The sequence below is a fragment of the Mesorhizobium sp. M0106 genome (genome assembly GCF_040322715.1).
Taxonomy (GTDB): Bacteria; Pseudomonadota; Alphaproteobacteria; order Rhizobiales; family Rhizobiaceae; genus Mesorhizobium.
In genome coordinates this window covers 65,773-89,641 of the sequence record NZ_JAMYUA010000019.1, presented here as the reverse complement: position 1 = coordinate 89,641, position 23,869 = coordinate 65,773, and the positions used below count along the sequence as shown (strand labels likewise).

24 protein-coding genes are annotated in these 23,869 nt (G+C 64.1%); 12 read left to right on the top strand and 12 right to left on the bottom strand.

Features of this window, described 5'->3' with window-relative positions; genetic code table 11:
- Positions 1-2: 2 nt before the first annotated feature.
- The 6 genes from NKJ55_RS19575 (at position 3) to NKJ55_RS19550 (ending at position 6,995) form a co-directional block, all read left to right on the top strand.
- Positions 3-764: an SDR family NAD(P)-dependent oxidoreductase gene (locus NKJ55_RS19575; protein ID WP_023678183.1), complete on the top strand. Its 762-nt coding sequence runs from the start codon at positions 3-5 to the stop codon at positions 762-764.
- Between the two features lie 142 nt (positions 765-906).
- On the top strand, positions 907-2,112 hold the full coding sequence (gene pcaF, locus NKJ55_RS19570; RefSeq protein ID WP_352451298.1) for a 3-oxoadipyl-CoA thiolase: 1,206 nt from the start codon (positions 907-909) through the stop codon (positions 2,110-2,112).
- Positions 2,113-2,264: 152 nt separating this feature from the next.
- Positions 2,265-3,296: a BMP family protein gene (locus tag NKJ55_RS19565; protein ID WP_352451297.1), complete on the top strand. Its 1,032-nt coding sequence runs from the start codon at positions 2,265-2,267 to the stop codon at positions 3,294-3,296.
- 212 nt (positions 3,297-3,508) lie between these two features.
- Complete coding sequence (locus NKJ55_RS19560; protein WP_502901491.1) at positions 3,509-4,999, top strand: ABC transporter ATP-binding protein; 1,491 nt, start codon at positions 3,509-3,511, stop codon at positions 4,997-4,999.
- Positions 4,999-6,054 (top strand): ABC transporter permease, encoded by a 1,056-nt coding sequence (locus NKJ55_RS19555; protein ID WP_352451296.1) that lies wholly within the window; start codon positions 4,999-5,001, stop codon positions 6,052-6,054. Before NKJ55_RS19560 ends, NKJ55_RS19555 begins: the two co-directional genes overlap by 1 nt.
- Entirely contained in the window at positions 6,051-6,995 is a 945-nt protein-coding gene (locus NKJ55_RS19550) for an ABC transporter permease (RefSeq protein WP_352451295.1), read from the top strand. The genes NKJ55_RS19555 and NKJ55_RS19550 overlap by 4 nt, the downstream gene beginning before the upstream one ends.
- Positions 6,996-7,009: 14 nt before the next feature.
- Here NKJ55_RS19550 and NKJ55_RS19545 read toward each other — a convergent pair whose 3' ends face one another.
- Positions 7,010-7,777 (bottom strand): SDR family NAD(P)-dependent oxidoreductase, encoded by a 768-nt coding sequence (locus tag NKJ55_RS19545; protein WP_352451294.1) that lies wholly within the window; start codon positions 7,775-7,777, stop codon positions 7,010-7,012.
- Positions 7,778-8,041: 264 nt separating this feature from the next.
- On the opposite strand from NKJ55_RS19545, the gene NKJ55_RS19540 reads away from it, so the two are divergent.
- Positions 8,042-8,197: a hypothetical protein gene (locus NKJ55_RS19540; protein ID WP_023678176.1), complete on the top strand. Its 156-nt coding sequence runs from the start codon at positions 8,042-8,044 to the stop codon at positions 8,195-8,197.
- A gap of 130 nt (positions 8,198-8,327) precedes the next feature.
- A complete protein-coding gene (locus tag NKJ55_RS19535; RefSeq protein WP_352451293.1) occupies positions 8,328-9,272 on the top strand; it encodes an LLM class flavin-dependent oxidoreductase in 945 nt (314 codons plus the stop codon).
- 8 nt (positions 9,273-9,280) lie between these two features.
- Here the strand turns inward: NKJ55_RS19535 and NKJ55_RS19530 are convergent, their stop codons facing one another.
- The 11 genes from NKJ55_RS19530 to NKJ55_RS19480 all read right to left on the bottom strand — a co-directional run bounded on the left by NKJ55_RS19530 (position 9,281) and on the right by NKJ55_RS19480 (position 19,512).
- Positions 9,281-9,619: a GYD domain-containing protein gene (locus NKJ55_RS19530; RefSeq protein ID WP_352451292.1), complete on the bottom strand. Its 339-nt coding sequence runs from the start codon at positions 9,617-9,619 to the stop codon at positions 9,281-9,283.
- Position 9,620: 1 nt separating this feature from the next.
- Positions 9,621-10,295: a cysteine hydrolase family protein gene (locus tag NKJ55_RS19525; protein ID WP_352451291.1), complete on the bottom strand. Its 675-nt coding sequence runs from the start codon at positions 10,293-10,295 to the stop codon at positions 9,621-9,623.
- 17 nt (positions 10,296-10,312) lie between these two features.
- On the bottom strand, positions 10,313-11,392 hold the full coding sequence (locus NKJ55_RS19520; protein WP_352451290.1) for an ABC transporter ATP-binding protein: 1,080 nt from the start codon (positions 11,390-11,392) through the stop codon (positions 10,313-10,315).
- Positions 11,393-11,425: 33 nt separating this feature from the next.
- Complete coding sequence (locus tag NKJ55_RS19515; protein WP_352451289.1) at positions 11,426-12,433, bottom strand: dimethylarginine dimethylaminohydrolase family protein; 1,008 nt, start codon at positions 12,431-12,433, stop codon at positions 11,426-11,428.
- A gap of 46 nt (positions 12,434-12,479) precedes the next feature.
- On the bottom strand, positions 12,480-13,277 hold the full coding sequence (locus NKJ55_RS19510) for an ABC transporter permease (RefSeq protein WP_352451288.1): 798 nt from the start codon (positions 13,275-13,277) through the stop codon (positions 12,480-12,482).
- Entirely contained in the window at positions 13,274-14,116 is an 843-nt protein-coding gene (locus NKJ55_RS19505; RefSeq protein WP_352451287.1) for an ABC transporter permease, read from the bottom strand. The genes NKJ55_RS19510 and NKJ55_RS19505 overlap by 4 nt, the downstream gene beginning before the upstream one ends.
- A gap of 71 nt (positions 14,117-14,187) precedes the next feature.
- On the bottom strand, positions 14,188-15,294 hold the full coding sequence (locus NKJ55_RS19500) for an ABC transporter substrate-binding protein (RefSeq protein ID WP_352451286.1): 1,107 nt from the start codon (positions 15,292-15,294) through the stop codon (positions 14,188-14,190).
- Positions 15,295-15,430: 136 nt separating this feature from the next.
- Positions 15,431-16,510, bottom strand: coding sequence for a LacI family DNA-binding transcriptional regulator (locus tag NKJ55_RS19495; RefSeq protein WP_352451285.1), 1,080 nt, complete (start codon positions 16,508-16,510; stop codon positions 15,431-15,433).
- 98 nt (positions 16,511-16,608) lie between these two features.
- Positions 16,609-17,559 carry a dihydrodipicolinate synthase family protein gene (locus tag NKJ55_RS19490; RefSeq protein ID WP_352451284.1) on the bottom strand — a complete coding sequence of 317 codons (951 nt, stop codon included), beginning with the start codon at positions 17,557-17,559 and terminating at the stop codon, positions 16,609-16,611.
- Positions 17,549-18,544: a Gfo/Idh/MocA family protein gene (locus NKJ55_RS19485; protein WP_352451283.1), complete on the bottom strand. Its 996-nt coding sequence runs from the start codon at positions 18,542-18,544 to the stop codon at positions 17,549-17,551. Before NKJ55_RS19485 ends, NKJ55_RS19490 begins: the two co-directional genes overlap by 11 nt.
- Positions 18,541-19,512 carry a Gfo/Idh/MocA family protein gene (locus NKJ55_RS19480; RefSeq protein WP_352451282.1) on the bottom strand — a complete coding sequence of 324 codons (972 nt, stop codon included), beginning with the start codon at positions 19,510-19,512 and terminating at the stop codon, positions 18,541-18,543. Before NKJ55_RS19480 ends, NKJ55_RS19485 begins: the two co-directional genes overlap by 4 nt.
- 94 nt (positions 19,513-19,606) lie before the next feature.
- On the opposite strand from NKJ55_RS19480, the gene NKJ55_RS19475 reads away from it, so the two are divergent.
- The 4 genes from NKJ55_RS19475 (at position 19,607) to NKJ55_RS19460 (ending at position 23,861) form a co-directional block, all read left to right on the top strand.
- The gene (locus tag NKJ55_RS19475; RefSeq protein ID WP_352451281.1) at positions 19,607-20,320 is read left to right on the top strand and encodes a FadR/GntR family transcriptional regulator; all 714 of its coding nucleotides are present in this window, start codon (positions 19,607-19,609) and stop codon (positions 20,318-20,320) included.
- Positions 20,321-20,352: 32 nt separating this feature from the next.
- On the top strand, positions 20,353-21,933 hold the full coding sequence (locus NKJ55_RS19470; protein ID WP_352451279.1) for an ABC transporter substrate-binding protein: 1,581 nt from the start codon (positions 20,353-20,355) through the stop codon (positions 21,931-21,933).
- A 66-nt stretch (positions 21,934-21,999) separates the two neighbouring features.
- Positions 22,000-22,959, top strand: coding sequence for an ABC transporter permease (locus NKJ55_RS19465; protein ID WP_352451277.1), 960 nt, complete (start codon positions 22,000-22,002; stop codon positions 22,957-22,959).
- Positions 22,956-23,861, top strand: a complete 906-nt coding sequence (locus tag NKJ55_RS19460) for an ABC transporter permease (protein WP_352451276.1) — start codon at positions 22,956-22,958, stop codon at positions 23,859-23,861. Before NKJ55_RS19465 ends, NKJ55_RS19460 begins: the two co-directional genes overlap by 4 nt.
- The last annotated feature ends 8 nt before the right edge of the window (positions 23,862-23,869 follow it).

Below are 23,869 nucleotides of genomic sequence, written 5' to 3'. Positions count from 1 at the left end.
ACATGATTCTGAGAGATCGCATCGCCGTGGTGACGGGTGCCGGGTCGGGGATCGGGCGTGCCGGCGCCATGATGATGGCCAGGGAAGGCGCGCTCGTGGTGATCGCCGACAGGGACCAGGCGGCGGGGGAAGCAACCGCTTCCGACATTCGTGCGGCCGGCGGTCGGGCCGAGGCCGTCGCCACCGACGTCGGCGAGGATGCGGCGGTCGAGCAGCTCATTGCGGGAACGCTGGGCCGGCATCGGCGGATCGACATCCTGCACAATCATGCCGGGATCCAGGTCGGCGGCACGCTGACCGAAGTCGGCGCCGACGGCATGGATGCCTCCTGGCGGATCAATGTGCGGGCGCAGTTCCTCGCGGCCAGGCTGGTCATGCCGTCGATGATCGCGCAAGGCGGCGGGGTGATCCTGAATACCGCCTCGAATTCGGGTGTGTTCTACGACCGCGAAATGATCGCCTACGCAACGTCAAAACATGCAGTGGTGGCGATGACCCGGCAGATGTCGCTCGACTATGCCAAACACAATGTCCGCATCAACGCGCTGTGCCCCGGCTGGGTCGATACGCCCTTCAACGAGCCGTTCATCGCGCAGATGGGCGGGCGGGCAGCGATCGAGAACTATGTCCGCACCAAAATTCCCATGCAGCGCTGGGCCAGCGCGGAGGAAATCGCCGAAGCGATCCTGTTCCTCGTCTCCGACCGCTCGTCCTTCATGACCGGTCAGGCGCTGGTGATCGACGGTGGAGAAAGCATCGGCTGATCCGCCGCTCCCGGCGGGCGGCAGCTGAAATTCTCTTTGGCCTAACGGCCGGCGGCGAGATGTGCTTTCGTCTCAAGGAGAATGCGGCCAACATGGCTGGGTCGCGAGCAGAAACCATCAGCGCAAACGGGAAGGCTGCATAATGGCCGAGGCCTATATCTGCGACTACATCCGCACGCCGATCGGACGCTTCGGCGGTTCGTTGTCGGCGGTCCGTGCCGACGATCTCGGCGCTATCCCTCTGAAGGCGCTGGTCGAGCGCAATCCAAACATCGACTGGGCTGCCATCGACGACATCGTCTATGGCTGCGCCAACCAGGCCGGCGAGGACAATCGTAATGTGGCGCGCATGGCGCTGCTGCTGGCCGGCCTGCCCAAGGAGGTTTCGGGCTCGACCGTCAACCGTCTCTGCGGTTCGGGCATGGATGCGGTGATAATTGCTGCCCGCGCCATCAAGGCCGGCGAGGCGGAGCTGATGATATCAGGCGGCGTCGAATCGATGAGCCGCGCTCCGTTCGTGCTGCCGAAGGCAGAGACCGCCTTTTCGCGCAATGCCGAGATTTACGACACCACGATCGGCTGGCGCTTCATCAATCCGCTGATGAAGAAGCAATACGGCGTCGATTCGATGCCGGAGACCGGCGAGAACGTGGCGGAAGAGTTCGCTGTCTCCCGCGCCGACCAGGACGCATTTGCCGTGCGCAGCCAGGACAAGGCTGTAGCCGCACAAGCCAATGGCCGGCTGGCAAAGGAAATCACGCCGGTGACGATCGCGCAGCGCAAGGGCGATCCGGTCGTTGTCGACAGAGATGAGCATCCCCGCGGGGGCACGTCGATCGAAGCGTTGGCCAAGTTGCCGACGCCGTTCCGACAAGGTGGCACGATTACGGCCGGCAATGCCTCGGGCGTCAATGACGGCGCCGCGGCGCTGATCATCGCCTCGGAAGCCGCCGCGAAAAGATATGGGCTGACGCCGATCGCCCGTATTCTGGGCGGTGCCACCGCCGGCGTGGCGCCGCACATCATGGGTATCGGCCCGGTGCCGGCCACGCAAAAGCTGTGTGCCCGGCTCGGCCTGACGCCGCAACAGTTCGATGTCGTCGAGCTCAACGAGGCCTTCGCCTCGCAAGGCATCGCCGTGCTGCGCCAGCTCGGCATTGCCGAGGATGCGGCGCACGTCAACCCGAATGGCGGTGCCATCGCGCTCGGCCATCCGCTCGGCATGTCCGGAGCGCGCATCACCGGCACGGCGGCATTGGAACTGCGCGAACGCGGCGGCCGCTACGGCCTCGCCACCATGTGCATCGGGGTCGGCCAGGCGATCGCGGTGGCGCTGGAGAGATTGTGAGCAAGCGTCGATTTGCCGGGCCATTTAATGGCGCGTTCCGCCCACTCAAATTTGACCATGTGGACAAAAGCCGGGCACCGCTCCATAGTTCCTTCGCCGATATTCCAGAGAAGAGAGCCGGCTCGACACGGCGCCAATCAGAGGGGCATGCAATGGACAACGGGAAGAGCAGAATCCAATCGAAACGCGAAGGGCTTTCGCGACGCAACGTGCTGGAGCTGGGCGCGCTCGGCCTAGCGGCAGCGATGCTGCCTGGCAGCGCCTTTGCCAAGACCAAGAAGCTGAAAGTGGCGGCGATCTTCGCCACGCCGATCGAGGAGCCGTGGGACAACCAGATCCATGTTGCCCTGCAGAAGGCCGAGAAGGAACTCGGCATCGAATACAAATGGTCGGAGAAGGTGCAGACCGCCGATTTCAGCCGCGTCATGCGCGAATATGCGCAAGGCGGCTATGAGCTGGTGCTGGGCGATGCCTTCGCCGCCGAGCGCGAATCGCGCAGGACCGCCAAGCAGTTCCCGAAGACCGCCTTCCTGTTCGGCTCCGGCGCCGGGCCGGCCGAGCCGAATTTCGGCGTTTTCGACAACTGGATCCATGAGCCGGCCTATCTGTCCGGCATGATCGCCGGAAAGATGTCGAAGTCAGGCACGATCGGCGCCGTCGCGGCGATGGGCATTCCGGAAGTGAACCGGCTGGTCAACGCCTTCTTTGCCGGCGCCAGAGAGGTCAATCCCAACATCAAGAAGAAGGTCGCCTTCATCGGCTCGTTCTTCGATCCGCCAAAGGCAAAGGAAGCGGCTGTCGCCCAGATCGACGCAGGCGTCGACGTCATCTATGCCGAGCGCTTCGGCGTCATCGAAGCGGCGGCGGAGAAGAAGATCCTCGCCATTTCCAACATGTCGGACCAGTCGAGCCTCGGCCCCGACACGGTGATCACCGGGCCGGTCTGGGATATGTATCCGACCGTCGAGCAGGCGATCAAGCTGGTCAAGGCCGGCGTCTTCACCGCGCAGGATTACGGCGATTTCTCGCGCATGGCCAAGGGCGGCTCCTACCTCGCGCCCTACCACAAGTTCGACAAGACGCTGCCGGCCGAGGTCAAGGAACTGGTCGAGAAGAAGAAGGCCGAGATCCTCGACGGCAATTTCCGCGTCGACGTCGATGAGAATACGCCGGTCTCAGACTGAGCGGCGCATCCCTCCCCCTTGAGGGGAGGGTGGCCCGCAGGGCCGGGTGGGGTCCTCGGCGACGCGCTCCATCTTTTTCGGTCTAAACGTCGAGGCAGCTGAGGGGACCCCTCCCGCCTCGCTTCGCTCGGCACCCTCCCCTCAAGGGGGAGGGATATCGGCGTCAACGCCACCAGGATCCCGCCTTGTCAACGCCTGCCCCTCTCATCGAAATGCGCGGCATCTCCAAGAGCTTTGGCGCCGTCAAGGCGAACGAGGCCGTCGATCTCAGTGTCGCGCCGGGTGAAATCCTCGGGCTGCTCGGCGAAAACGGCGCCGGCAAGACGACGCTGATGAACGTGCTGTTCGGCGCCTATGCGCCCGATGCCGGCGAGATCCTGGTGCAGGGCCGGTCGGTGGCGATCAACAGTTCGGCCGATGCGCTGGCCGCCGGCATCGGCATGGTGCACCAGCATTTTCATCTCGCACCGCGGCTTTCGGTGCTGGAGAACCTCTTGATCGGCATTCCCGGCAGATCGGGCCGGATCGACCGCGCCGGCGGGCTGGCGCGGCTCGCCGAGATCGGCCGCCAGCACGGGCTGACGCTCGACCCGGACCTCCCCGTCTCGGCGCTGTCGGTCGGCGAGCAACAGCGGCTCGAAATCGTCAAGGCGCTGTTTCGCGGCGCAAGGCTGCTGATCCTCGACGAGCCGACGGCGGTGTTGGCACCAACCGAGGTCGACGGGCTGTTTTCGGCGCTGCGCTCGATGGCGGCACAAGGGCTCGGCATCATTTTCATCTCGCATAAGCTCAACGAGGTGCGAGCGCTGACGCATCGCTGCGTCGTGCTCCGGCATGGGCGCGTTGCCGGCCGCGTCGATGCGCCGGCCAGCACCACGTCGTCGGAGATGGCGCGGCTGATGTGCGGCCACGAGATCGTGCCTCCGGCCAGAGGACCGTCGATGCCGGGTGCGGCCGTGCTGACCCTCGACGGTATCTCGACATCGCATCATTCCGGCATGGCGCTGCGCGATGTTTCGCTGTCGGTTCGTGGCGGCGAGATCCTCGGCATCGCCGGCGTCTCCGGCAATGGCCAGCGCGCGCTTGCCGAGGTCATCTCCGGCGTGCGTGCGCCCGATGCCGGGAAGATGACCATAGCCGGCAAAACAGTTTCGCGGTTCTCGCCGAGCACAGTCCAGGCGCTCGGCCTCGGCCGCATACCGGAAGACCGCATGACGACCGGACTGGTCACCAATCTGCCGCTCGCCGATTCGATGGTGCTGCCGCGCATCGGCACGGCGGCGTTCAGCCGCAACGGCCTGCTCAAGCCGGATGCGATCCGCGCCTTCGCCGAGGCACAGATCAAAGCCTACGATATACGTTGCCCCGGGCCGATGACGCGCGCCGGGGCGCTTTCCGGCGGCAATCTGCAGAAGGCGCTTCTGGCGCGCGAACTCGCCTTCGATCCGAAGGTGCTGATCGTTTCGCAGCCGACTCGCGGCCTCGATATCGGCGCCGCGCGCTTCATCCACGAAAAATTCCTCGACATGCGCGCCAAGGGCTGCGGCATCGTCGTCATCGGCGAGGATCTGGAAGAGTTGCTGATGCTCTCGGATCGTATCGCGGTGATGTATGAGGGCCGCATCGTCGGCACGCTGGACAGCGCCGACGCCAGCATCGCCAGACTCGGGTTGATGATGACCGGAGCGGAGGGCCATGCCTGATGTTCCGTCTCGAGGCCCGCACCTCAACGCCCGCCTGGCTCAATCTGGCGCTGCCGCTGCTCGCCATCGGCGCGACGCTGATCCTGTGCAGCGGCCTCATTGCACTGGCTGGCGCCGGCGTGATCGAGGCCTATGGCGTTATGTTTTCGGCGTCGCTGGGCGACAGCTACGCCGTCACCGAAACGCTGGTGCGTGCCGCGCCGATGATCTTCACGGGACTTGCCGTGGCAGTCGCCTTCCGCGCCAAATTCTGGAATATCGGCGCCGAAGGGCAATTGCTGGCTGGTGCGGTGGCGAGCTGTGCCATCGGTGCAATCCCGATGCCGGGGCCGCTCGCCATGCTGCTGATGGCGCTGGCGGGCGCTGCCGCCGGCGCGGCCGTCGCCCTGATCCCCGCCACGCTGCGGGTAAAATTCAGGGTCGATGACGTGGTCAGCTCGCTGCTGCTCAACTCGGTCATTTTCTACGCACTGATGGCGCTGATCGAGGGGCCATGGAAGGACAGTTTCAGCGGCTACCCGATCTCGCCGCCGATCGAGGATACGGCCAATTTTCCGGTGCTGCTCGAAGGCACGCGGCTGCATCTCGGGGTCGTCGCGGCGCTGGTCGCCGCACCGGTCATCTGGCTCGTGGTCGCGCGCACCACGCTCGGCTTCCGCATCAGGGTCACCGGCGAAAACCCCGAGGCGGCGCGCTATGGCGGCATCAATGTTGGGCGGGTGCTGATTTCGACGGCGCTGTTGTCTGGCGCATTGGCCGGCCTTGCGGGCGTCGGCGAGGTCGGCGGCGTGCATTTCCAGGTGATGAGCGACATCTCGCCGGGCTATGGCTATTCCGGCATCGTCGTCGCCATGCTGGCGAGGCTCAATCCGCTCGGCGTCGTGCCGGCGGCGATCTTCCTTGCCGCGGTGATGACCGGCGCCGAGGCGATGTCGCGGGCGACCGGCGTTCCGGCCTTCCTCAGCGATGTCATCCAGGGAACGGCGCTGCTCGCCATGCTGGTGGCGCTGCTGTTCACCGCCTATCGCCTCCGTCGCGTGGGAATAGCCAAATGAGCGTGGTGCTGGAACAGATCTTCCAGGTCGGCTTCCTGGCCGCGATCATCCGCATCGCCACGCCGCTGGCCTTTGCGACGCTGGGCGAGATGTTCTCCGAGCGCGCCGGCGTGCTCAATCTCGGCATCGAAGGCATCATGCTTTTGTCGGCAATGACCGGCTTCACCGCGGCGAGCCTCAGCGGCAGCCTCTGGCTCGGCGTGCTCGCGGCGGTGCTGACCGGGTCGCTGATGGGCGCCGTGCACGCGCTGTTCACTGTAGCGCTCGGCCTCAGCCAGCATGTCTGCGGCATCGGCGTGACGCTGTTCTCGTCGGGCCTTGCCTATTTCCTCTACCGGCTGATCTTCGGACAGCAATCGGTGCCACCGAACATCAAGGGGTTCGAGACGCTGCCGATCCCGATCCTGTCCGACATACCGGTGCTTGGGCGGGCGGTGTTCAACCAGTTTTCGCTGGTCTACATGGCGATGCTGGCCATACCGCTGGCCGCCTTCGTGCTCTACCGCACACCTTGGGGCCTGTCGGTGCGCATGGTCGGCGAAAACCCGCGTGCCGCCGATTCTGCCGGCGTCAGCGTCATTGCAACACGCTTCCAGGCGGTGATCCTCGGCGGTGCCTTGATGGGACTGGCCGGTGCCTTCCTGTCGATGGCGCAATTCAACGCCTTCACCTTCGGTGTGGTTTCGGGGCGTGGCTGGGTGGCAATCGCGCTCGTCGTTTTCGGCCGCTGGGATCCGTGGCGATCGGCAGGCGCGGCACTGCTGTTTGCCTTCGTTGACGCCTTGCAGTTGCGTATGCAGGCGAGCGGGCTTGGCCATATCCCCTACGAGGCCTTCCTGATGCTGCCGTTCATCTTCACCATCGTCGCTATGGCGGTGATGTCGCGCAATGCGGTGGCCCCGTCGGCGCTGCTCAAGCCGTTCCGGCGCGAAGAGCGGTAGCGGCGCTTCGCCTTTCACATCGCGGTGAAGCCGTTATCGACGAACAGATGGGCGCCGTTGACGAAGCTGGCCTCGTCGCTGGCCAGGAACAGGGCTGCCTTCGCGACCTCTTCCGGCTCGCCGATCCGCCCTTGTTGCGCCGCCATTGCCGCGTCGGAGACATCGACGCCGAGTTTGTCGAGATCGGCGACCTCGCGCAGGCCATGCGGTGTCCTGATGAAGCCTGGACAGACCGCATTGCAGCGGATGTTGCGGTCGCGGAACTCGACGGCGATGGCGCGCGCGAACATGTGGCAGGCGCCCTTGGTGGTGTCGTAAAGCACCTCCATCGGCGTCGCCGCCACCGCCGAGATCGACGAGGTGCAGACGATGGAACCACCGCCGGCGGCGATCATGCCGGGCAGCACGGCGCGCGTCATCAGGAACATCGAACGCACATTGACGGCATGCAGCCAGTCCCATTCCTGCAGCGTGGTCTCCAGGAAGGGTTTGATGACGATGGTGCCGGCGTGGTTGAACAGAACCGTAACCGGGCCGAATTTTTCCGTCGCGCCCTTCACCGCCGCTTCGACCTGCGCCTCATCCGATACGTCGGCGACCCAGTGCTCGGCGACATGGCCGCGTTGCCTGATTGCCGCTGCGGTAGCCGCCGCCGCTTCGCCGTTGCGGTCGACGATCGCCACCTTGGCGCCCTCGGCCGCGAAAAGCTCCGAGGCCGCACCGCCCATTCCCGTCGCGCCGCCCGAAATGATGGCGACCTTGCCGGCCAGTCTTGTCCCCATGGTTTGCTCCCTGCTGCCTTGCCGTGACGTCGCGGCTTTCCGCTAAAGCGATGCTATCCCTCATCCATTGGATGGCCAAGGAGCCACAGACACGTGGACCTGACGTTTCCTGCCGTCACCCCGGCATGCCGCAAAAGGCAGCGCTAAGCATTAAAAGCACTAATGTGTCTATCATTTGGAGAAAATTGTTCTAAGGATCGCGCGAAAATAGCACTCGACAAAGTCTACTGATTTTATAGATTAAGCGCCGAGACGGAGGTCGATATGTCCTATAGCCAGAACGCTCAGACTGCCCGCAAAGGCCAAAGGCTGGGTTCCGACCAGGTTTGGCGGCCGGCCTATGCCGGCGCTTTCGCCTATCTCGTCTTTGCCCTTGCGTTTGTATTCACCGGGGCAGTGGTACTGGGGCTGATCCCCTGATTGTCAAGGCTCTGATCATCGAGGCTTCCTCGGGATAGCGGCCTGCCGTTTGCAGAAATTCCGGAGTTGATGAACCGAATGCCGGTGTGCATTTGCGCGCCCTGATTCCAACGTGATGGAGGAGATGGCAATGCCGATCGAGTTCACGCATGTTCCCGGTAAGATCCACGCTGCCGACGCCAGCTTTTTCTATGACTTTGTCGAGACCGCGACGAAGCTGTCACTGATCGAGGATGCTGGATTCCAGAGGATCGTCATCGACGACCAGGCCGGGCTGCTGACCAATATGGACCTTGCCGCCCAGACGCTGGACCGGACCTCGTCCCTGGAGGTCGTGCTCACGCATTGGGCAGGCGTGATCGAACCAACCGTGGCGGCGCGACAACTCGCTGCCCTCGACGCGAGAAGCGGTGGCCGGCTGTCGCTCAGGATGCTCAGCGAGCCGCTGAGCGACGACGATGCCGAGGCACGTCCGGCCGGCCACACAGTGGTCTGGCAACGCATTGATGAATATCTGGTGCTGCTGAAGCGATTGTGGTCGAACGACAGGCCGTTCGACCATGAAGGCACCTTTTACAGCATCAAAGGCGGCTATGTGCCGCGCAAGGGGCCGCATGGTGCCGATGTGACCATCCGCATGGGCGGGCAGTCGGGCACTGCGCTCAGGGTCGCGGGCAGGCATGCGGACGTGTTCGAGCTGGCACCTGGCTCGCTTGCAGAAATCCACCAGTCAATGGAGCGCGTACGCGGCGCTGCTGCCGAACACGGCCGGGCCGGCAAGCTGCGTTTCGCGCTTCCCGTCCGAATCCGTTCGGAAGACAAACCGGCCGCTTCCTGCCAGAAGGCGCTCGAACTTGCCGGGCCGCCGGCGCAGGTCGCGCTTTCGCTGCTTTCCTACGCCGCTTTGGGGATCACGGAGTTCATGATCGTCGGCGTCGACAGGCCACGCGAGATTGCGACCGCCGGCCGCGAGGCGATCGCACTGCTGCGCAATTCGCTGGCGCGTCGCGAGGCCGATGTCTCCCAACCCGGCGCGTTTGCATCGCGCCCGACCCCGGAAGCACGCGCCGGCTGAAGCGCCGGTCATCTCAGGACCCGTCCGACAATCGCGCCGAAAGCCGGCGGGTCGAATGCCGGCAGGATCAGCGGTTCGACGAAACCGTCGCGCCGGGCCGTCAGCACATATTGCAGCATGGCCTCGTTGCTTGGCATTTCGAAGATCTGGACGAAGTCATAGGCGCCGAGCGTGGCATAGAAGGCGACCGATCGTCCGCCGAGTGCTGCAACGCGCTCCTCGCTGACTTTCCTGCGATCGGGGCTGCCGGCCAGTTCCGCCAGCCCCTTGTCCGTCAAGCGCATCAGCGAAACGTAAAGTTGGTCGGTCTGGGTTGCGGCGGCTGTGCCGGCGGTCTCTTCGAGCATATCAGTGCACCTTGCCGGAGATTTGCGAAAGCGCCGCGATAACGGCGGCTGAATCGGTCAGCGCGCCGAAGATGCCGTTCTCGACCGTCACCATGTGCAGGGCTGCCTCATGCGCTTTCTGGTCGCCGCTGGCGCAAGCATCCGAGATGGTCAGGCACTGGAAATTGCGGTCGCAGGCCTCGCGCAAGGTCGTGTGCACGCAGACGTCGGTCGTGCATCCCGAAAACAGGAGATGCGTGATGCCTTGCGCGCGCAGCACATGCTCGAAATCCGTGTAGGTGAAGGCGCTGTTGCAGGTCTTGTCGACGATGATGTCCTCAGGCGCGACGTCGATCTCCGGAACGATCTGGAAGCCAGGGCCGGAGCGCAGCAGGATTTCGGTTCCTTCGAGGCCGGCCCGCTTGCGCCGCCATTTCTCGTAGGGCGTCATGTCGGCCATATCCGGCCGATAACCTTGCCTGGTGTGGATGATCCTGAGACCGGCCGCGCGGGCTGCCGCGATCAGCCGGCTGACCGTCGGCAGGATGGCTCGCAGCGGGCTCGGATCGTAGCCCTGCTTGGCGAAATAGCCTGTCGTCGACAGGAAATCCTCCTGCAGATCAATGACGACGAGGGCCGTATGTTCGGCAACCAGCCTGCCGTCATAGGGAAAATCGAAAGGTGTCGCCTTGATCATGGGGCTCTCCCGGGAGGTCAGGGCATCGAGATTTCGTTCGGCAGGACGCCGATTGCGGAGGGATGTATCCGGCAATCGACAGTTTGTCCGGGCATGACCGCGACGGTCGCTTCCGAGCGCAGCGTCGCGACCATCTCTTCGCCGGCCGTCGTCCGGAGCACGATGCGTTCGAGCGCGCCGACAAAGGAATTCTCGACCACTGTCGCCCGGAAGCCGATCTCATCGCCTGACGCCTGCCCGATGCGGATCTCCTCGGGGCGCACCCATACCGTCAGGCGATCGCCGGGCCGCTCGCGGCTGCCCTTTCGGAGGGGGAAGCCGAAGCGCGCGCCGAACGCCTCGACCATCGTCTCATCGTCATCGGCGCGGTGGCCGGTCAAAAAATTGTTCTCGCCGAGAAAACCGGCGACGAAGCGCGTCGACGGTTTCTTGTAGAGGTCGCGCGGCGGTCCGATCTCGACGATGCGGCCATGATTGAACACAGCGATACGATCGGACATCGCGATCGCCTCTTCCTGATCGTGGGTGACGTAGACGAAGGTCACCCCGGTCTCGCGATGCAGCCGCTTCAACTCCTTCTGCATCGTCTCGCGCAGCATACGGTCGAGCGCCGAAAGCGGCTCGTCGAGCAGCAGGATGCGCGGCCCGAAGGCCAAGGCGCGAGCGATGGCGACACGCTGCTGCTGGCCGCCCGACAGTTCGCGCGGCTTGCGCTCGGCCAGATTGTCGAGGCCGACCAGCGACAGCATCTCGGTCACCCGCGTGGCTATCCTTGCCTTCTCCCATTTGCGGACCCTAAGCGAGAAGGCGATGTTGTTGGCGACGGAGAGATGCGGGAACAGCGCATAACCCTGGAAGACGAAGCCAAAATTGCGGTCCTCCGGGTCGACACGGGTGATATCCCTGCCGTCGAGGCTGATCGTGCCCTTGCTCGGCGTGGTGAAGCCGGCCAGCGACATCAGCAAGGTCGTCTTGCCGGACCCGGAAGGCCCGAGCAAGGTGACGAACTCTCCTGCTTCGACCGAGAGGTTGATCCCGGTCAGCGCAGTGACCTTGTCGTAGGTCTTTGCCAGATCGTCGATGACCAGCAATGCCATGTCAGTCCGGGGTCATATCAGTTCGGGACCATGTCAGATCGGGTCCCTGATCAGCGGCGCCGTCGAGCAATGCAGGCCACCGCCGCCAAGCTCGACCGTCTCGTAGTTGCAGGTCAGCACGGTGATGCCGGCGGCATCGAGCCTGTCCGCCAAGCGCTTCGAGCGGCTGCCATGCATGATGACGCGACCGGGCGCGACGGCCAGGCAGTTGAGCGACATGGCGCTGTCTTCGGGAGGCAGTTCGATCATCTTGATGCCGCGCTTGTCCAGATATTCGATGAACGGGTAAGGAAGTTCGTTGACATTGACGATCGCCGTCTCGACGTCGACCATAATGAAGGCGCCGTCGATGTGAATACGGTATCCCGGCATCGGCACCTTGATCAGCGTCACGCCGAGGCCGGCGAGGATGCTTTCGACCTGCCGCACCCCTTCCGGATTGCAGGCGATGCTCACCGTGCAGACGGCCGTCTTGGCATCGATGAAGGCAAAGCCGCCGCCTTCGAAGACGGCCGAGCCGTGGATGGTTCCGAGGATCGGACATCCGGCCTTGGCCAGCGCCCGCGTCACCGGCAGTTCCTCGCCGCGGCGCACCCGCCGGGCCAGGCGGGTGACGATGGCGCCGCCCGGAATGCCGATGACGCTGTCACGGGTGTAGATCTGCTTCATCGCTCCAGGAGCGGCCTTGTCGACGAGGATGACGTCGACGCCTTCCGAACGCAGCAAATTGGTGAACTCGTCATGGGCGCGCTGCATGGCGGGCAAATCGGGCATCGTCCGGCCCATCCAGTACCAACCCTTTTCCGGATCGCCGAAGCCGCCGATTTCAGGCATCGGCTTGTTTTCGACCACGGAAAGCTCGTCGCCGGGCCTGTGCATCAGCACAGCGCGCAACCGGCCGACATCGTTCGAGCAACCCCAATGGCGGCCCCATACCGGGATCTGTTCCTCAGCCGTATCGAAGCCCGGCTCGGGGACGGAGCCGAATATGCTGAAGAACTTGTTCTCGCGGTATTCGTTGTCGCTCATTGCGGTGCTCATAGGCCTTCCTTTCCTTTCGATTGTTCCCGGCGGCGGGGTGCTTGAACTAGGATCTCTGGTGCCGGCGTTCGGTCAGCGCGCGTGCGGCAAGCGCCAGCACGGTTATGACGAGCAGGACGGTAGCGATCGCCGCCAGCGCCGGATCGACCGCATCCTGGATGCTGGTCCAGATGCGGCGCGGCAGCGTGACGACGGCGCGCCCGGTGATGAAAAGCGTCACCGTGATCTCGTCCCAGGAGGCGACGAAGGCGAGCAGCGCGCCGGCGGCAACGCCCGGAACGATGTTGGGCAAGATCACCTTGCCGAACACGGTCATCGGCCTGGCGCCGAGGCTTCTCGCCGCCTGCACCAGCTTCTGGTCGAGATTGGAGAGCGAGGCACCGATGGCCAGCACGGTCAGCGGCAAGGCCAGCACGACATGCACGAGAATGACGCCGGTGTAGCTGTCGAGCAGCGACAGCCGCGCCCACAGCTTGACCATGCCGACGGCGTAGATGATCGGCGGCACGATCATCGGCGACAGCAGAAGGATGCGCATCAACGACGGCCACCAGCCTCCTGCCGCCCAGGCGCCAACGGCGAAGGCGACACCGAGCGCCGTGGCAATCGCGGCGCAGGCGAGCGCGATGCCGGCGCTGGTCAGCATGCTGGGAAGCCAGCCCTTGCTCCAGTCGGCAAGCGCCGCGAAATGCTGCATCGAAATGCCGTCCTGCGGCAGCGACAGATAATCGCGGTCGGTCAGTGCGACCGGGATCACCACCAGGATCGGAACGAACAGGAAGCCGAGCAGGCACCAGGCCAGCAAGCGCGGCAGGCCAACTTCGATGATGCGCCGGGGCTTCATTGCTGCGGCCTCGCGACGAAGGCGGCGCGCAGCGCCGGGCTGCGCATGGCGGCAAAGACGATGATGCCGACCACCAGAAGCAGCATGGTCGACAGCGATGTTGCCAGGTCCCAGCGCGAGGTGCTCGAGATCTGCACCGAGATGTATTCGGCGATCATCAGGGTCTTGCCGGCGCCGAGCAGGGCGGGCGTGACGAGGAAGCCAAGCGAGAAGACGAAGACGAACAGTGTCGCCAGCGCAATGCCGGGCAGGCTAAGCGGCAGCCAGACGCGCCAGAAGATCGTTGCCGGCCGCGCGCCCAGCGAGCGTGCCGCCTGCATGATGCGGCGGTCGATGTCGGACAGATTGGCGTAGAGCAGCAGGATGGCGAACGGCATCATGTAGTGCACCATGCCGATGGTGACGCCGAAAAGGTTGTAGACAAGGTCGAGCGGCGTCGAGATCACGCCCGTACCCGTCAGCGCGCTGTTGAGGACGCCGCGGCGCCGCAGGATGGTGATCCAGGAAAACGCCCTGACCAGCACAGATATCCAGAACGGCACCAGCACCAGGAACAGCGAGATGCGGCGCCAGCCGGCCGACATATGGATGATGGCGAAGGCGACGATGTAGCTCGCCAGCACGGTCAGCACCGTGGTCATGACCGACACTTTGAGCGTCGTCATGACGACGCGGCCGACCGCGGCATTGGCGAACAGGCTCTGGTAATTGGCAAAACCCGGCTTCGGCTCGGTCAGGCTCAACGCAAGAACCTGCAGGATCGGCGCCGCATAGAGGCCGATCGCCACCAGGCTGGCGGGAACCGTCAGCAGCAGGGCTGTTGTCTTGAAATTTCGCATTGGATCAAATTCGCATCGGATGAGGGCCGCCGCCTTGCCGGTGGCAGCCCTTCCCTGTCGGCTCGCCCCTCTCAGCTCGAGATGAAGTCCAGGTACTTGTTCTGGAGCTCGGTCTCGTGTTCCGCGTAATAGGCGGGATTGAGCATGATCTGCGAGGCAGCATTCTCCTTCGTCGTCGGGTTCACGGCCGCGTCCTCCGGCGTCATCAAGGCCAGCGTCTTAGGGTTGGAAGGCCCGTTGCCCATGATCTGCAGCAGCACCAGCTGGCCGGCCGGATCGAGCGTCGAATTGATGAATTCGAACACTTTCTTGCCGGCGGGATTGCCCTTGGGAACCGACCACGCGCTGGCCGAAAGGATGTTCTGCTCCCAGATCCACTTGAACTTGTCGGGCGTTTCCTTGTGCAGGAGATTGGCGCGGGTGTGCCAGATGTTGCCCATCACGACCTCGCCCTCGCGGAACAATTGCTGGGTCTGAGCGCCGCCTTCCCAGAAGATGATGTCGGCGAGCATAGGCTTGAGCTTCTTGAATGCCCGGTCGACGTCGAGCGGATACAGGTCGGCGGGCGCGACACCGTCCGCCATGAGCACGAATTCGAGCTGGCCCTGGATCCATTTGCACATGGTGCGCTTGCCGGGGAACTTTGCCGTGTCGAAGAAGTCGGCCCAGCCGGTGGGTGCTGCACCCTTGGTTGCGTCGGCGTCATAGGCGAGCACGTTCGAATAGACATAATTCGAGACGCCGAACTCGCCGGCGAAATTCTCCGGCACCTGCGATTTGTCGACGATCGTGTAGTCGATCTTCTCGACCAGATTGCCTTTGCCCAGCGTCAGCGAATCGATCATGCCGCCGTCGGTGGCATCCCAGATGACCTTGCCGGACTCGACCATGGCCCGGATCGTGCCGATCGCAGGCCCCGCCCCGTCGATCACCACCTTCATGCCGCTCTTCTTGGTGAAGGGGTCGCCATAGGCTTTGGCGAAGGCATCCGCCGCCGCACCGCCCCAGTTGCAGACGACGATTTCGGAGGCATCGGCCAAGGCGATGCCCGGCTTCAAGGCGCCCGCAAGGCCGAGGCCGCCGAGTGCGACGAGGAACGAGCGGCGATCGATTTCACCGCGCGTGAATTTTTCCAGCGCGATCTCAGCCGCGTCTTGTGCGAAATGCGAGATTGTCATTGTTCATTCTCCCATTGTTGATGTTGACTGCAGGTTTCGCGGATTTGATCCGTCTCTGTTGTCTTTCTGGGCCATGACCTTTCCGAAAACCGGTTCCCACTTTTCGCTGACGCGGACCTTCGGTTCGGATCATGGCCTAGGTTCCCACTCTCGTCAGCGATCGGTTTTCCGCCGAGGCGTTTCCAGTCAGTTTCCAATGTGCCTTACGAGGCGCGGCCACGGAGTGGCGCACGACAAGCTTCACCGCGACCGGCGCCGCATCAGGTATCTCGGCACCGTTGATGTGGTCGATCAGCAGGCCGACCGCCCGACGGCCGAATTCCTCCGCGGACTGACGGATGGCCGTCAGCGGCGGATCAAGCAGGTCGACATTGCGGATGTCGTCGAAACCGACCAGCGACAGATCGGCGGGCACACTGATGCCGAGCTTGCGGCAGCCTTGCAAAATCCCCAGCGCCAGCATGTCGGCAGAGGCGAAGATTGCGGTCGGTGGATTGTCGAGCGCAGCGAACCGCAGGATGGCGCGCAGGCCGGACTCTTCGTCATAGTCGCCGAAAAAGACGTGGTCTGGATCCAGCTTCACGCCTGTGCGCTCGAGGCATTCCTCGAAGGCTCCGAACCGCTCCTTGCTGCTGAGCAGCGCCGGCGGGCCGCCGACAAAGGCGATCGCGTTGTGGCCATTATCAAGAAGATGCTCGGTCGCCAGCCTGGCGCCGCGACGATTATCGGCAAACAGGCGCGGCGCAATGGCGCCGGGCACATCCTCGTCGACCAGGACGACGTTGCTGCAGGCATTGATCTTCTGGACCAGCGCGCCGTCGTCCGGGTGGTTGGTCATCAGCAGGATACCGTCGACCTGCGCGTCGTCGATGCGCGACAGGAAGCCCAGTTCCTTGGCGGCCATGTTGCGGCTGTTGAACATCACCAGGCTGTAGCCGAGCCGGCTTGCTTCTTCTTCCGCCGAACTCGCGATGGCGGCGAAAAATGGGTAGGAGATGTCGGAAACGATCAAGCCGATGGTTTCGCTGCGGCCCTTGCTGAGGCGCCGCGCGATGGCGTTGGGCCGATATTCCAGTTCCGCAACCGCTGCCCTGATGCGCTCGCTGGTTTCCGCCGGCAGCTTTATGCGGCCGTTCAGATGGCGCGACACGGTGGTGACCGAGACGCCAGCCGCATGCGCGACATTCCGGATCGTCGATGCGGTGGGTTTCTTCATGAGGCGACTGTGCTCAGCGTTCCCGATAGGCGAGGATTTCAGCACAGGAAATTGCGCTTGTAAACCGCTTTACTAAACCGGTTTCGTAAAATCGAACATTACCACCATTCGGGGAAGGTCGCGTAAGCGGCCTTGGCCAGCGTCGGGATCTCCTCGTCGGGAACCGAGTTGTAGGGCCAGAGCAATCGCGGGCCGAGCGGCGCCCAGCCGCCGGCCGCCGCCATCGCCTTGTCGAGTGCTGCATCGCTGACATCGTAACGGGTGCGAAACGGTAGGACATGTGCGGCGAGGAAGGCCTGTATGCGGGCCTCGAGTTCGGCAGCTGCGGCCATGTCGGTGCGGATCATCTGCCACCACTGCACCGCGCCCTTCGGGTTGAGGCAGGCAACGTTGGAGTAGCTGCCATGGGCTCCCCCGGCATAGCCTGTTGCCAGCGTGTGGCCGGGGACGAAGACGGAAAATCCGTCCAGTCTGCGGCGCGTGTCGGCATACCAGCCGGCGTCGCCGCCCGGCAGCTTGGCGCCGACCAGCGATGGCACGGCCGCACGCAGACTGGCGATGCCGTCGAGCGTCAGGCGGCGCTTGGCGTGCGGCGGGTTGTAGAGCACCAGCGGCGTTTCGGGCGCGGCCTCGCAGAGGCCGCCGGCAAAACGCATGATCTCGTCGTCACTGGGCGGCCACCAGTCGGGCAAGGTGAATTGAGCCGCCGTCGGGCGAAGTCCGGCGACCCGCGTCAGTCGCTCCAGCGCGACGCGCGGATTGGACTGGCTGATGCCGATCTGGAAAGGAAGGCGCGCGCGGCCGGCTATGGTTGCGACCAACTCACAAAGCCGGTCGAATTCGGGCTCGGTCTGGCAATGGAATTCGCAGGCCGTGCCATTGGAATAGACGCCGTCGACGCCTGAGGCGCAGAGCCGGGCGATCGTCTCTTCCGTCGCCTGCCAGTCGATCGCTCCGCGATCGTCGATGGCCAGCATCACCGCGCCCCAGATGCCGCGCGGTGCGTGTGCGGGCAAGCGGGCCAGATGGTCGTCGAGGTCAGCGTCCACCGGCGATCTCGTGTTCGCGGCGGGTTTCGTTCGACGCGAAGGCAGCCTCGATAATGGCGATGATCTTGCGCGCATAGATGCCGTCGACCGGCACCGGCGTGTCATCGGCAATGGCATCGCGCATTGCGCTCCATTCGCGCACCAGCGCGTTATGCATCCAGTTCGGCTCAAAGGACCCGGGCAGCTCGGTCCAGACCGTCTCGCGGCCAAGCATGGTGCCGCGGTCCATGTCGATGCGCAGCGTTCCCCGCTCGCAGACCAGATCCATGGCATAGGTGGTGGCGCCGGTGCGATAGCCGACGCTCTGCACCTGGCCGATGCCGCCGCCGGCGAAGCGCAATCCGAGCAGAGCGCTGTCGTCTGCTTCCTGGTCATGGAACTTGGCGCCGAGCATGCCGCTCACCGACACGACATCGTCATCCATCAGCCAGACCAGGCGATCGACCGCGTGGATGCCGGCCGTCAACAGCATGCCGCCGCCGGTCGCCTTGCGCAGATGCCAGTCGCGGCGATTGTGCTCCATCCACAGCTTGATGATCCAGCTCGATCCGGCGAGCGGCCGGCCGAGCTCGCCTTCCTCCAGAATTTGCCTGGCCGCCATGCAGGGCGGGGCGAAATGCATGAGGTGGGCGACCATCAGCTTGACGCCACCCTTGGCCACGGCGGCGTTGATCGCATCGCAGGCAGCCACCGTCGGCGCCATCGGTTTTTCGAGCAGGATATGCTTGCCGGCCTTTGCCGCGCCGATGGCCATTTCGGCATGGAGATGGTGCGGGCTGGCAATGAGGACCGCATCGACCTCCTTGTCGTCCAGCAGCCTTCGCCAGTCCGCGTAGCCGCGGCCGCCATGTTCAGCGGTGAATTGCTGCAGTGCGTCGGCATTTCCTCGAGAGGCGGCGACGAGGCGAATGCCGCCAGCCTCAGGGATTGCCCGCGCATGGGCTGCGCCGAAATCGCCGGCGCCGATAATTCCTATTCCAATCATGGTCCTGCCTTTTGATAGGCGGCGTCGATCAGCGACATCGCCGCAACATAATCTTCGATGGACACCGGCGGAGGCGCCTTTCTGGCCAGCCGGTCAAGCGTATCGCGCATGAACAGACGATAGCGCGTCGCCGGCAGTTCGACCGGCAAGTCGACGATTGCCGCGTCGTCGAGCGTTGCGCAGATAACATGGTCGCCATGATCGATGAGGGTGGCATTGGCACTGACGATGCGCCACTCGAAGTCACCGCCGGGGCGCATCGAAGCAAAGGTGTAACCGGCCTCGACGATGAACAGCGCGCCGGCCTCGTCTTCCAGCACCAGAAGTGCGTGATCCTCGACCGGGCCGGGATGGATGCGGTTCGCGATCGAAACGCTTTTCAGGCCGAGCTTGCCGGTTGCCAGGCTGAGTGCCGCGTCGACGCCGTGTATGCCGAGATTCCTCAACGCACCCCCGCCACCAACCGCCGGGTCGAGCACCCAGGCGACACCGTCGGCGATGTAGCGTTGCGGCGGGCCGTTGACCAGCCGGAACTGGCAATGCGCCACGGGGCCGGCGCGACCTTGCCGGCGCAGCCGTTCAAGGCCGGCAACGGCCGGCCCGAAACGGTTGGGCAGGGGAACAGCGACAAAAGCCTGGTACTGCCTGGCGAGGTCGCGCAGCGCCATCAGTTCCCTCGTATGGCTGGCCGCCGGCTTCTCCAGGATCAGCGGTACCCTTGCCGCGATGATCGCACGTGCCCGCGCCGGCACCATCGAAGGGTGCCCCATCAACAGGATCACATCCGGCGGGCTGGAGAGTATCTCCTTGAAATCTTCGATAAACGGCAGGTCGTGGTGCGCGGCGAACGCATGCGCTTGGCCAGGATTCTCGTCCCAGATACCGGCGATCTCCGCACCGTAAAAGCGTGCGGCGTCGAGGTGCATTTCGGCGTGCCAGTGGCTCGAGCCGGCGAGGATAATCTTCATTCGGAGGCAGGTTTGCTATGGGCTTGCAGGATATCCTACAAGTGGCTATACGACAAGCGGCGGGCAAGCTTCAGCGGATGATGAAAGCAGTGGGATGGCGGAACTGAAGTCGATCGAACCGTTGAGCAGACCACCGCTGCTGCACGTCACCGTGCAGGAAAGCCTCAGGGCCTATATCGAAAGCAACCAGCTCAAGGCCGGCGATCCCTTGCCGCCGGAGACGTTTCTGGCGCAGCGGCTCGGCGTCGGCCGCAACTCCGTGCGCGAAGCCATCAAGGCGCTGGAATCGATCGGCATCCTGGAGACGCGACGCGGCATCGGCGTGTTCGTCAAGGAGTTCTCGTTCAAGCCGCTGCTGGACAACCTGGCCTACGGTTTGCAGGATTCGCTGCGCGACGTCGAAGAGCTGCGCGAAATCCGTCGCGTGCTGGAAACCGGCCTCATCGCCAAGACGATCGAGATGATCAGCGCCGAAGATATCGAAGCGCTGCGCCAGTTGACCGAGCGCATGCGGCAACGTGCCGAGCGCCATGAGAGCTTCGCCGAAGAGGACAAGCAATTCCATCAGCTGCTGTTCCGCTGCCAGAACAATCGCATGCTGAGCGCGCTGATCGACATCTTCTGGATGGCGTTCAACAAGGCCTCGAATTTCACCAATCTCGACAATCCGACGCCGCTGGCGACATGGCGCGACCATCACGAGATCGTCGAGGCTGTCGCCGCCAAGGATGTCGACCAGGCGCGTCGGCGGCTCGACGACCATTACCGGGGGATCCAGCAGGTTATCGCCAAAAACCGAACAAGCTGAAGAACAACCTGACTATGCCAAGGGAGGAAACCATGCGCATCAGGACCATCGCATTCTCAGTCGCCGGGCTACTGCTCGCCAGCATTGCCCCATTGACCAGTGTCCAGGCACAAAGCGCCAAGACCATTGCGGGCGGCTTCGACGTCGGCCCGGGCGGTTTTCCCAAGAACTTCAACCCGCTGGTCGCGACCGGCGGCTACAGCTGGCTCAGCACCTATTTTGAACCGCTGGTCATCTACAATGCCGGACTGACCGAGATCGAAGGCGACCTCGCCAAGGACTACAAGATCAGCGACGACCAGCTGAGCTATACGTTCAACCTGGTCAACGAGACTTGGCACGACGGCAAGCCGTTCACCTCGAAGGACGTCAAGTTCACCCTCGAGCTTGCCAGGAACAAGGCCTCCGGCAGCCTGTTTGCCGCCCGCCTCGCCAACATCGCCTCGGTCGATGCGCCGGATGACCACACCGCAGTGGTGAAGCTATCGAAACCGAACGGCTCGTTTCTATCCATCCTCTCGCAGCTGATGATCCTGCCGGAGCATGCCCTGGCCGCCCTGCCGCCGGAATCGCTGGCGACAAGCACCTGGTGGTCGACCACTCCGGTCGGCACCGGCCCGTTCAAGTTCAAGCGCTACGTGAGCGACCAATATGTCGAGCTGGCAGCCGATGACGATTATCGCGGCGGCAAGCCGAAGGTAGACGTGCTCATCAACCGCTATTTCGAGTCGCCGGCGGCGGCCGTTGCCGCGCTCCGTGCCGGCGAAATCCAGTTCACCTATGTCGAGCCCGACGATGCGGCATCGTTCAAGAGCGACAGCAATTTCAAGGTGATCGAAGGTGCCTCGTACGTGGTCAACTATATCGGCCTGAACCAGAAGGTCGACCTGTTTAGGGATATCCGTGTCCGCCAGGCAATCATGTACGCGATCGATCGCAACGCCATCATCGACAGCCTCTACGGCGGTGCCGCCGAGCCAGCCAATTGCGGCTATGTCGCGCCGCATCTCGTTCCCGCAGGCCTCGAACCCTATGCCTACGATCCGGCAAAGGCCAAGGCGCTGCTGAGCGAGGCGGGCTGGGACAAGATCAACGGCGACAAACCGATCACCCTGCTGACCTATTACGGCTCGCCGCAAGCGGCCAACGTGATGGCCGCCATCCAGTCGATGCTGGCCGAAGTCGGCATCAACGTGGTGCCGCGGGTCGTCGATACGCCGACCTATAACGGCATCGTCTACAAGCAAGGCACGCCGGACTGGAACGCCTTTCCGATGGTCTATGCCGGCCTGCAGAACGGCCCTAACCCGGCCGGCCTCAATCCCGGCCTCAACAAGTCGCAGATCCCGCCGGCAGGCTTCAACACCATGCGCATCGAGTTCGACGATCTGAGCACCGCATTGGACGCCGCGCTCGGCCAAACCGATCCGGCCAAGCTCGATCAATCCTGGCAGGGGGTCTGCAAGGTCATGAACAAGGACCTGCCCTGGGCGACGTTGTGGGTGGCCAACCGCTATGGCGTAGCCTCCAACAAGCTGCATGACTTCGTTTGGACGCCGGCGCCGGGCGGCGGCCCCTACGCAGCTCACCCCGAGCGCTGGGACATCCAGTAAGAAACCCGCAAGCAAGTGAGCAGGCGGGACCACTTTGGCGCCGCCTGCCACCGCCACGGAAAGCCCATGTTGAGCTTCATCGCCCGCCGCAGCGCCACAGGACTGCTGATGCTGGTCGCGCTCAGCGTCCTCATCTTCATCCTGTTGCGGCTGGCGCCGGGCGATCCGATCGACGCCTATATCAACCCATCGGTCCCCATGTCGGCTTCCGACCTCGAGGGCCTGCGCGAACGGCTCGGGCTCGATCGGCCGCTTCCCGTGCAATATCTCGCCTGGGTGCGCGCGGCGCTGAGCGGTGACTTCGGCTATTCGATCCAGCGCAGCGGCGTTGCCGTGCTGCCACTGGTCATGGAACGCGTCGGCCCGACGGCGCTGCTGATGGGTACGGGCCTGGCGATCGCCATCGTGCTCGGCATTTCCGCCGGCATTTTCAGCGCGGTGCGCCGTAACGAACCATCCGACATCGCGCTGTCGGTGCTGTCGTTTATCGGTATCTCCAGCCCGGCTTTTCTGACAGCGCTGCTCGGTCTCTATTTCTTCTCGGTGCTGCTGCGCTGGGCGCCGTCCGGCGGCATGCAGACCGCGGGTGCGCCGTTCTCGGCGACGGATGTGCTTGCGCACCTCGTCCTGCCCGCCTGCCTGCTGTCCGTCGGCCATGCCGCGCTGATCATGCGTTACATGCGCGCCTCGCTGCTGGAAGTGCTCAACCAGGATTACGTGCGGACGGCGCGTGCCAAGGGCGTGCGCGAGTTCTGGGTTATCATCAAGCATGCAACCCGCAACGCGCTCTTGCCGGTCATTACCTTGATCGGCTCGACTGTCGGCATCGCCATCGGCGGCGCTATCTTCCTGGAAAGCGTGTTCAACTGGCCGGGCATGGGACTGCTTCTGGTCAACGCCGTCGGCACCCGCGATTACCCGGTGATCATGGGCGCTACCCTGGTGATCGGCGTTTGCGTCATCCTGGTCAACCTCTTGACCGACGTCGTTTATGCCGTCGTCGACCCGCGCATTCAGGTGGCATGATAGCAATCACGGCGCCAGATCCTACAGTTGACCCGGCAGCCGTGCCGCAAACCAAAGGCCCGCTTCGCCGCGCGCTCGACCGCTTTTTTGAAAACCGCGCGGCGCGTGCCGGGCTTTTGATCGTCATCCCGATCCTGCTGGCGGTTTCGACGTATCCTTTGTGGTGGCCGTTCGGTCCTAACACTATCGACCTCCGAGCAATGAACAAGGCGCCGTCGGCCATTCATTGGCTGGGCAGCGACGGCGTCGGGCGCGACGTCATGGCCCGGCTGCTGCAAGGCGGGCGGATCTCATTGCTGGTTGCCGTCAGCTCGGTCGCCATCTCCAGCGTCATCGGCTTCCTGGTCGGCGCCGTCGCCAGCTTTGGCGGGCGTCTTGTCGACGGCACGGTGATGCGCCTGGTCGACCTGGCGATGACGCTGCCGCCGGTGATCTTCCTGCTGGTGCTGGCTTCGATTGCCGGCACCGGCATCGCGCCGACCATACTGGTGATTTCGCTGCTCTCCTGGCCGGTGCTGTCGCGCATGGTGCGCGCCCGGCTGCTCGAACTGCGCGAGCGCGATTTCGTCGTTGCCGCCCGCGGCATGGGGGCAGGGCTGCCACATCTGCTGTTCCGGCATGGCCTGCCCAATTGCATCGATATCCTGGTCGTCTACGCCACCTTGCAGATCGCCAACGCCATCCTGCTCGAGGCCGGCCTGTCCTTCCTCGGCCTCGGCATCGCACCGCCCGAAGCCAGCTGGGGCAACATGCTCAATCTCGCCCGCTCCACCGTGGTGCTTGAAAATTACCCCTGGCAATGGATGTTCCCGGGCGCCGCACTGGTGCTCACCGTGCTCGCCATCAATTTCATCGGCGACGGCCTGCGCGACGCATTCGACCCCCGCTCCGATCTCAACTGACCTCAAAG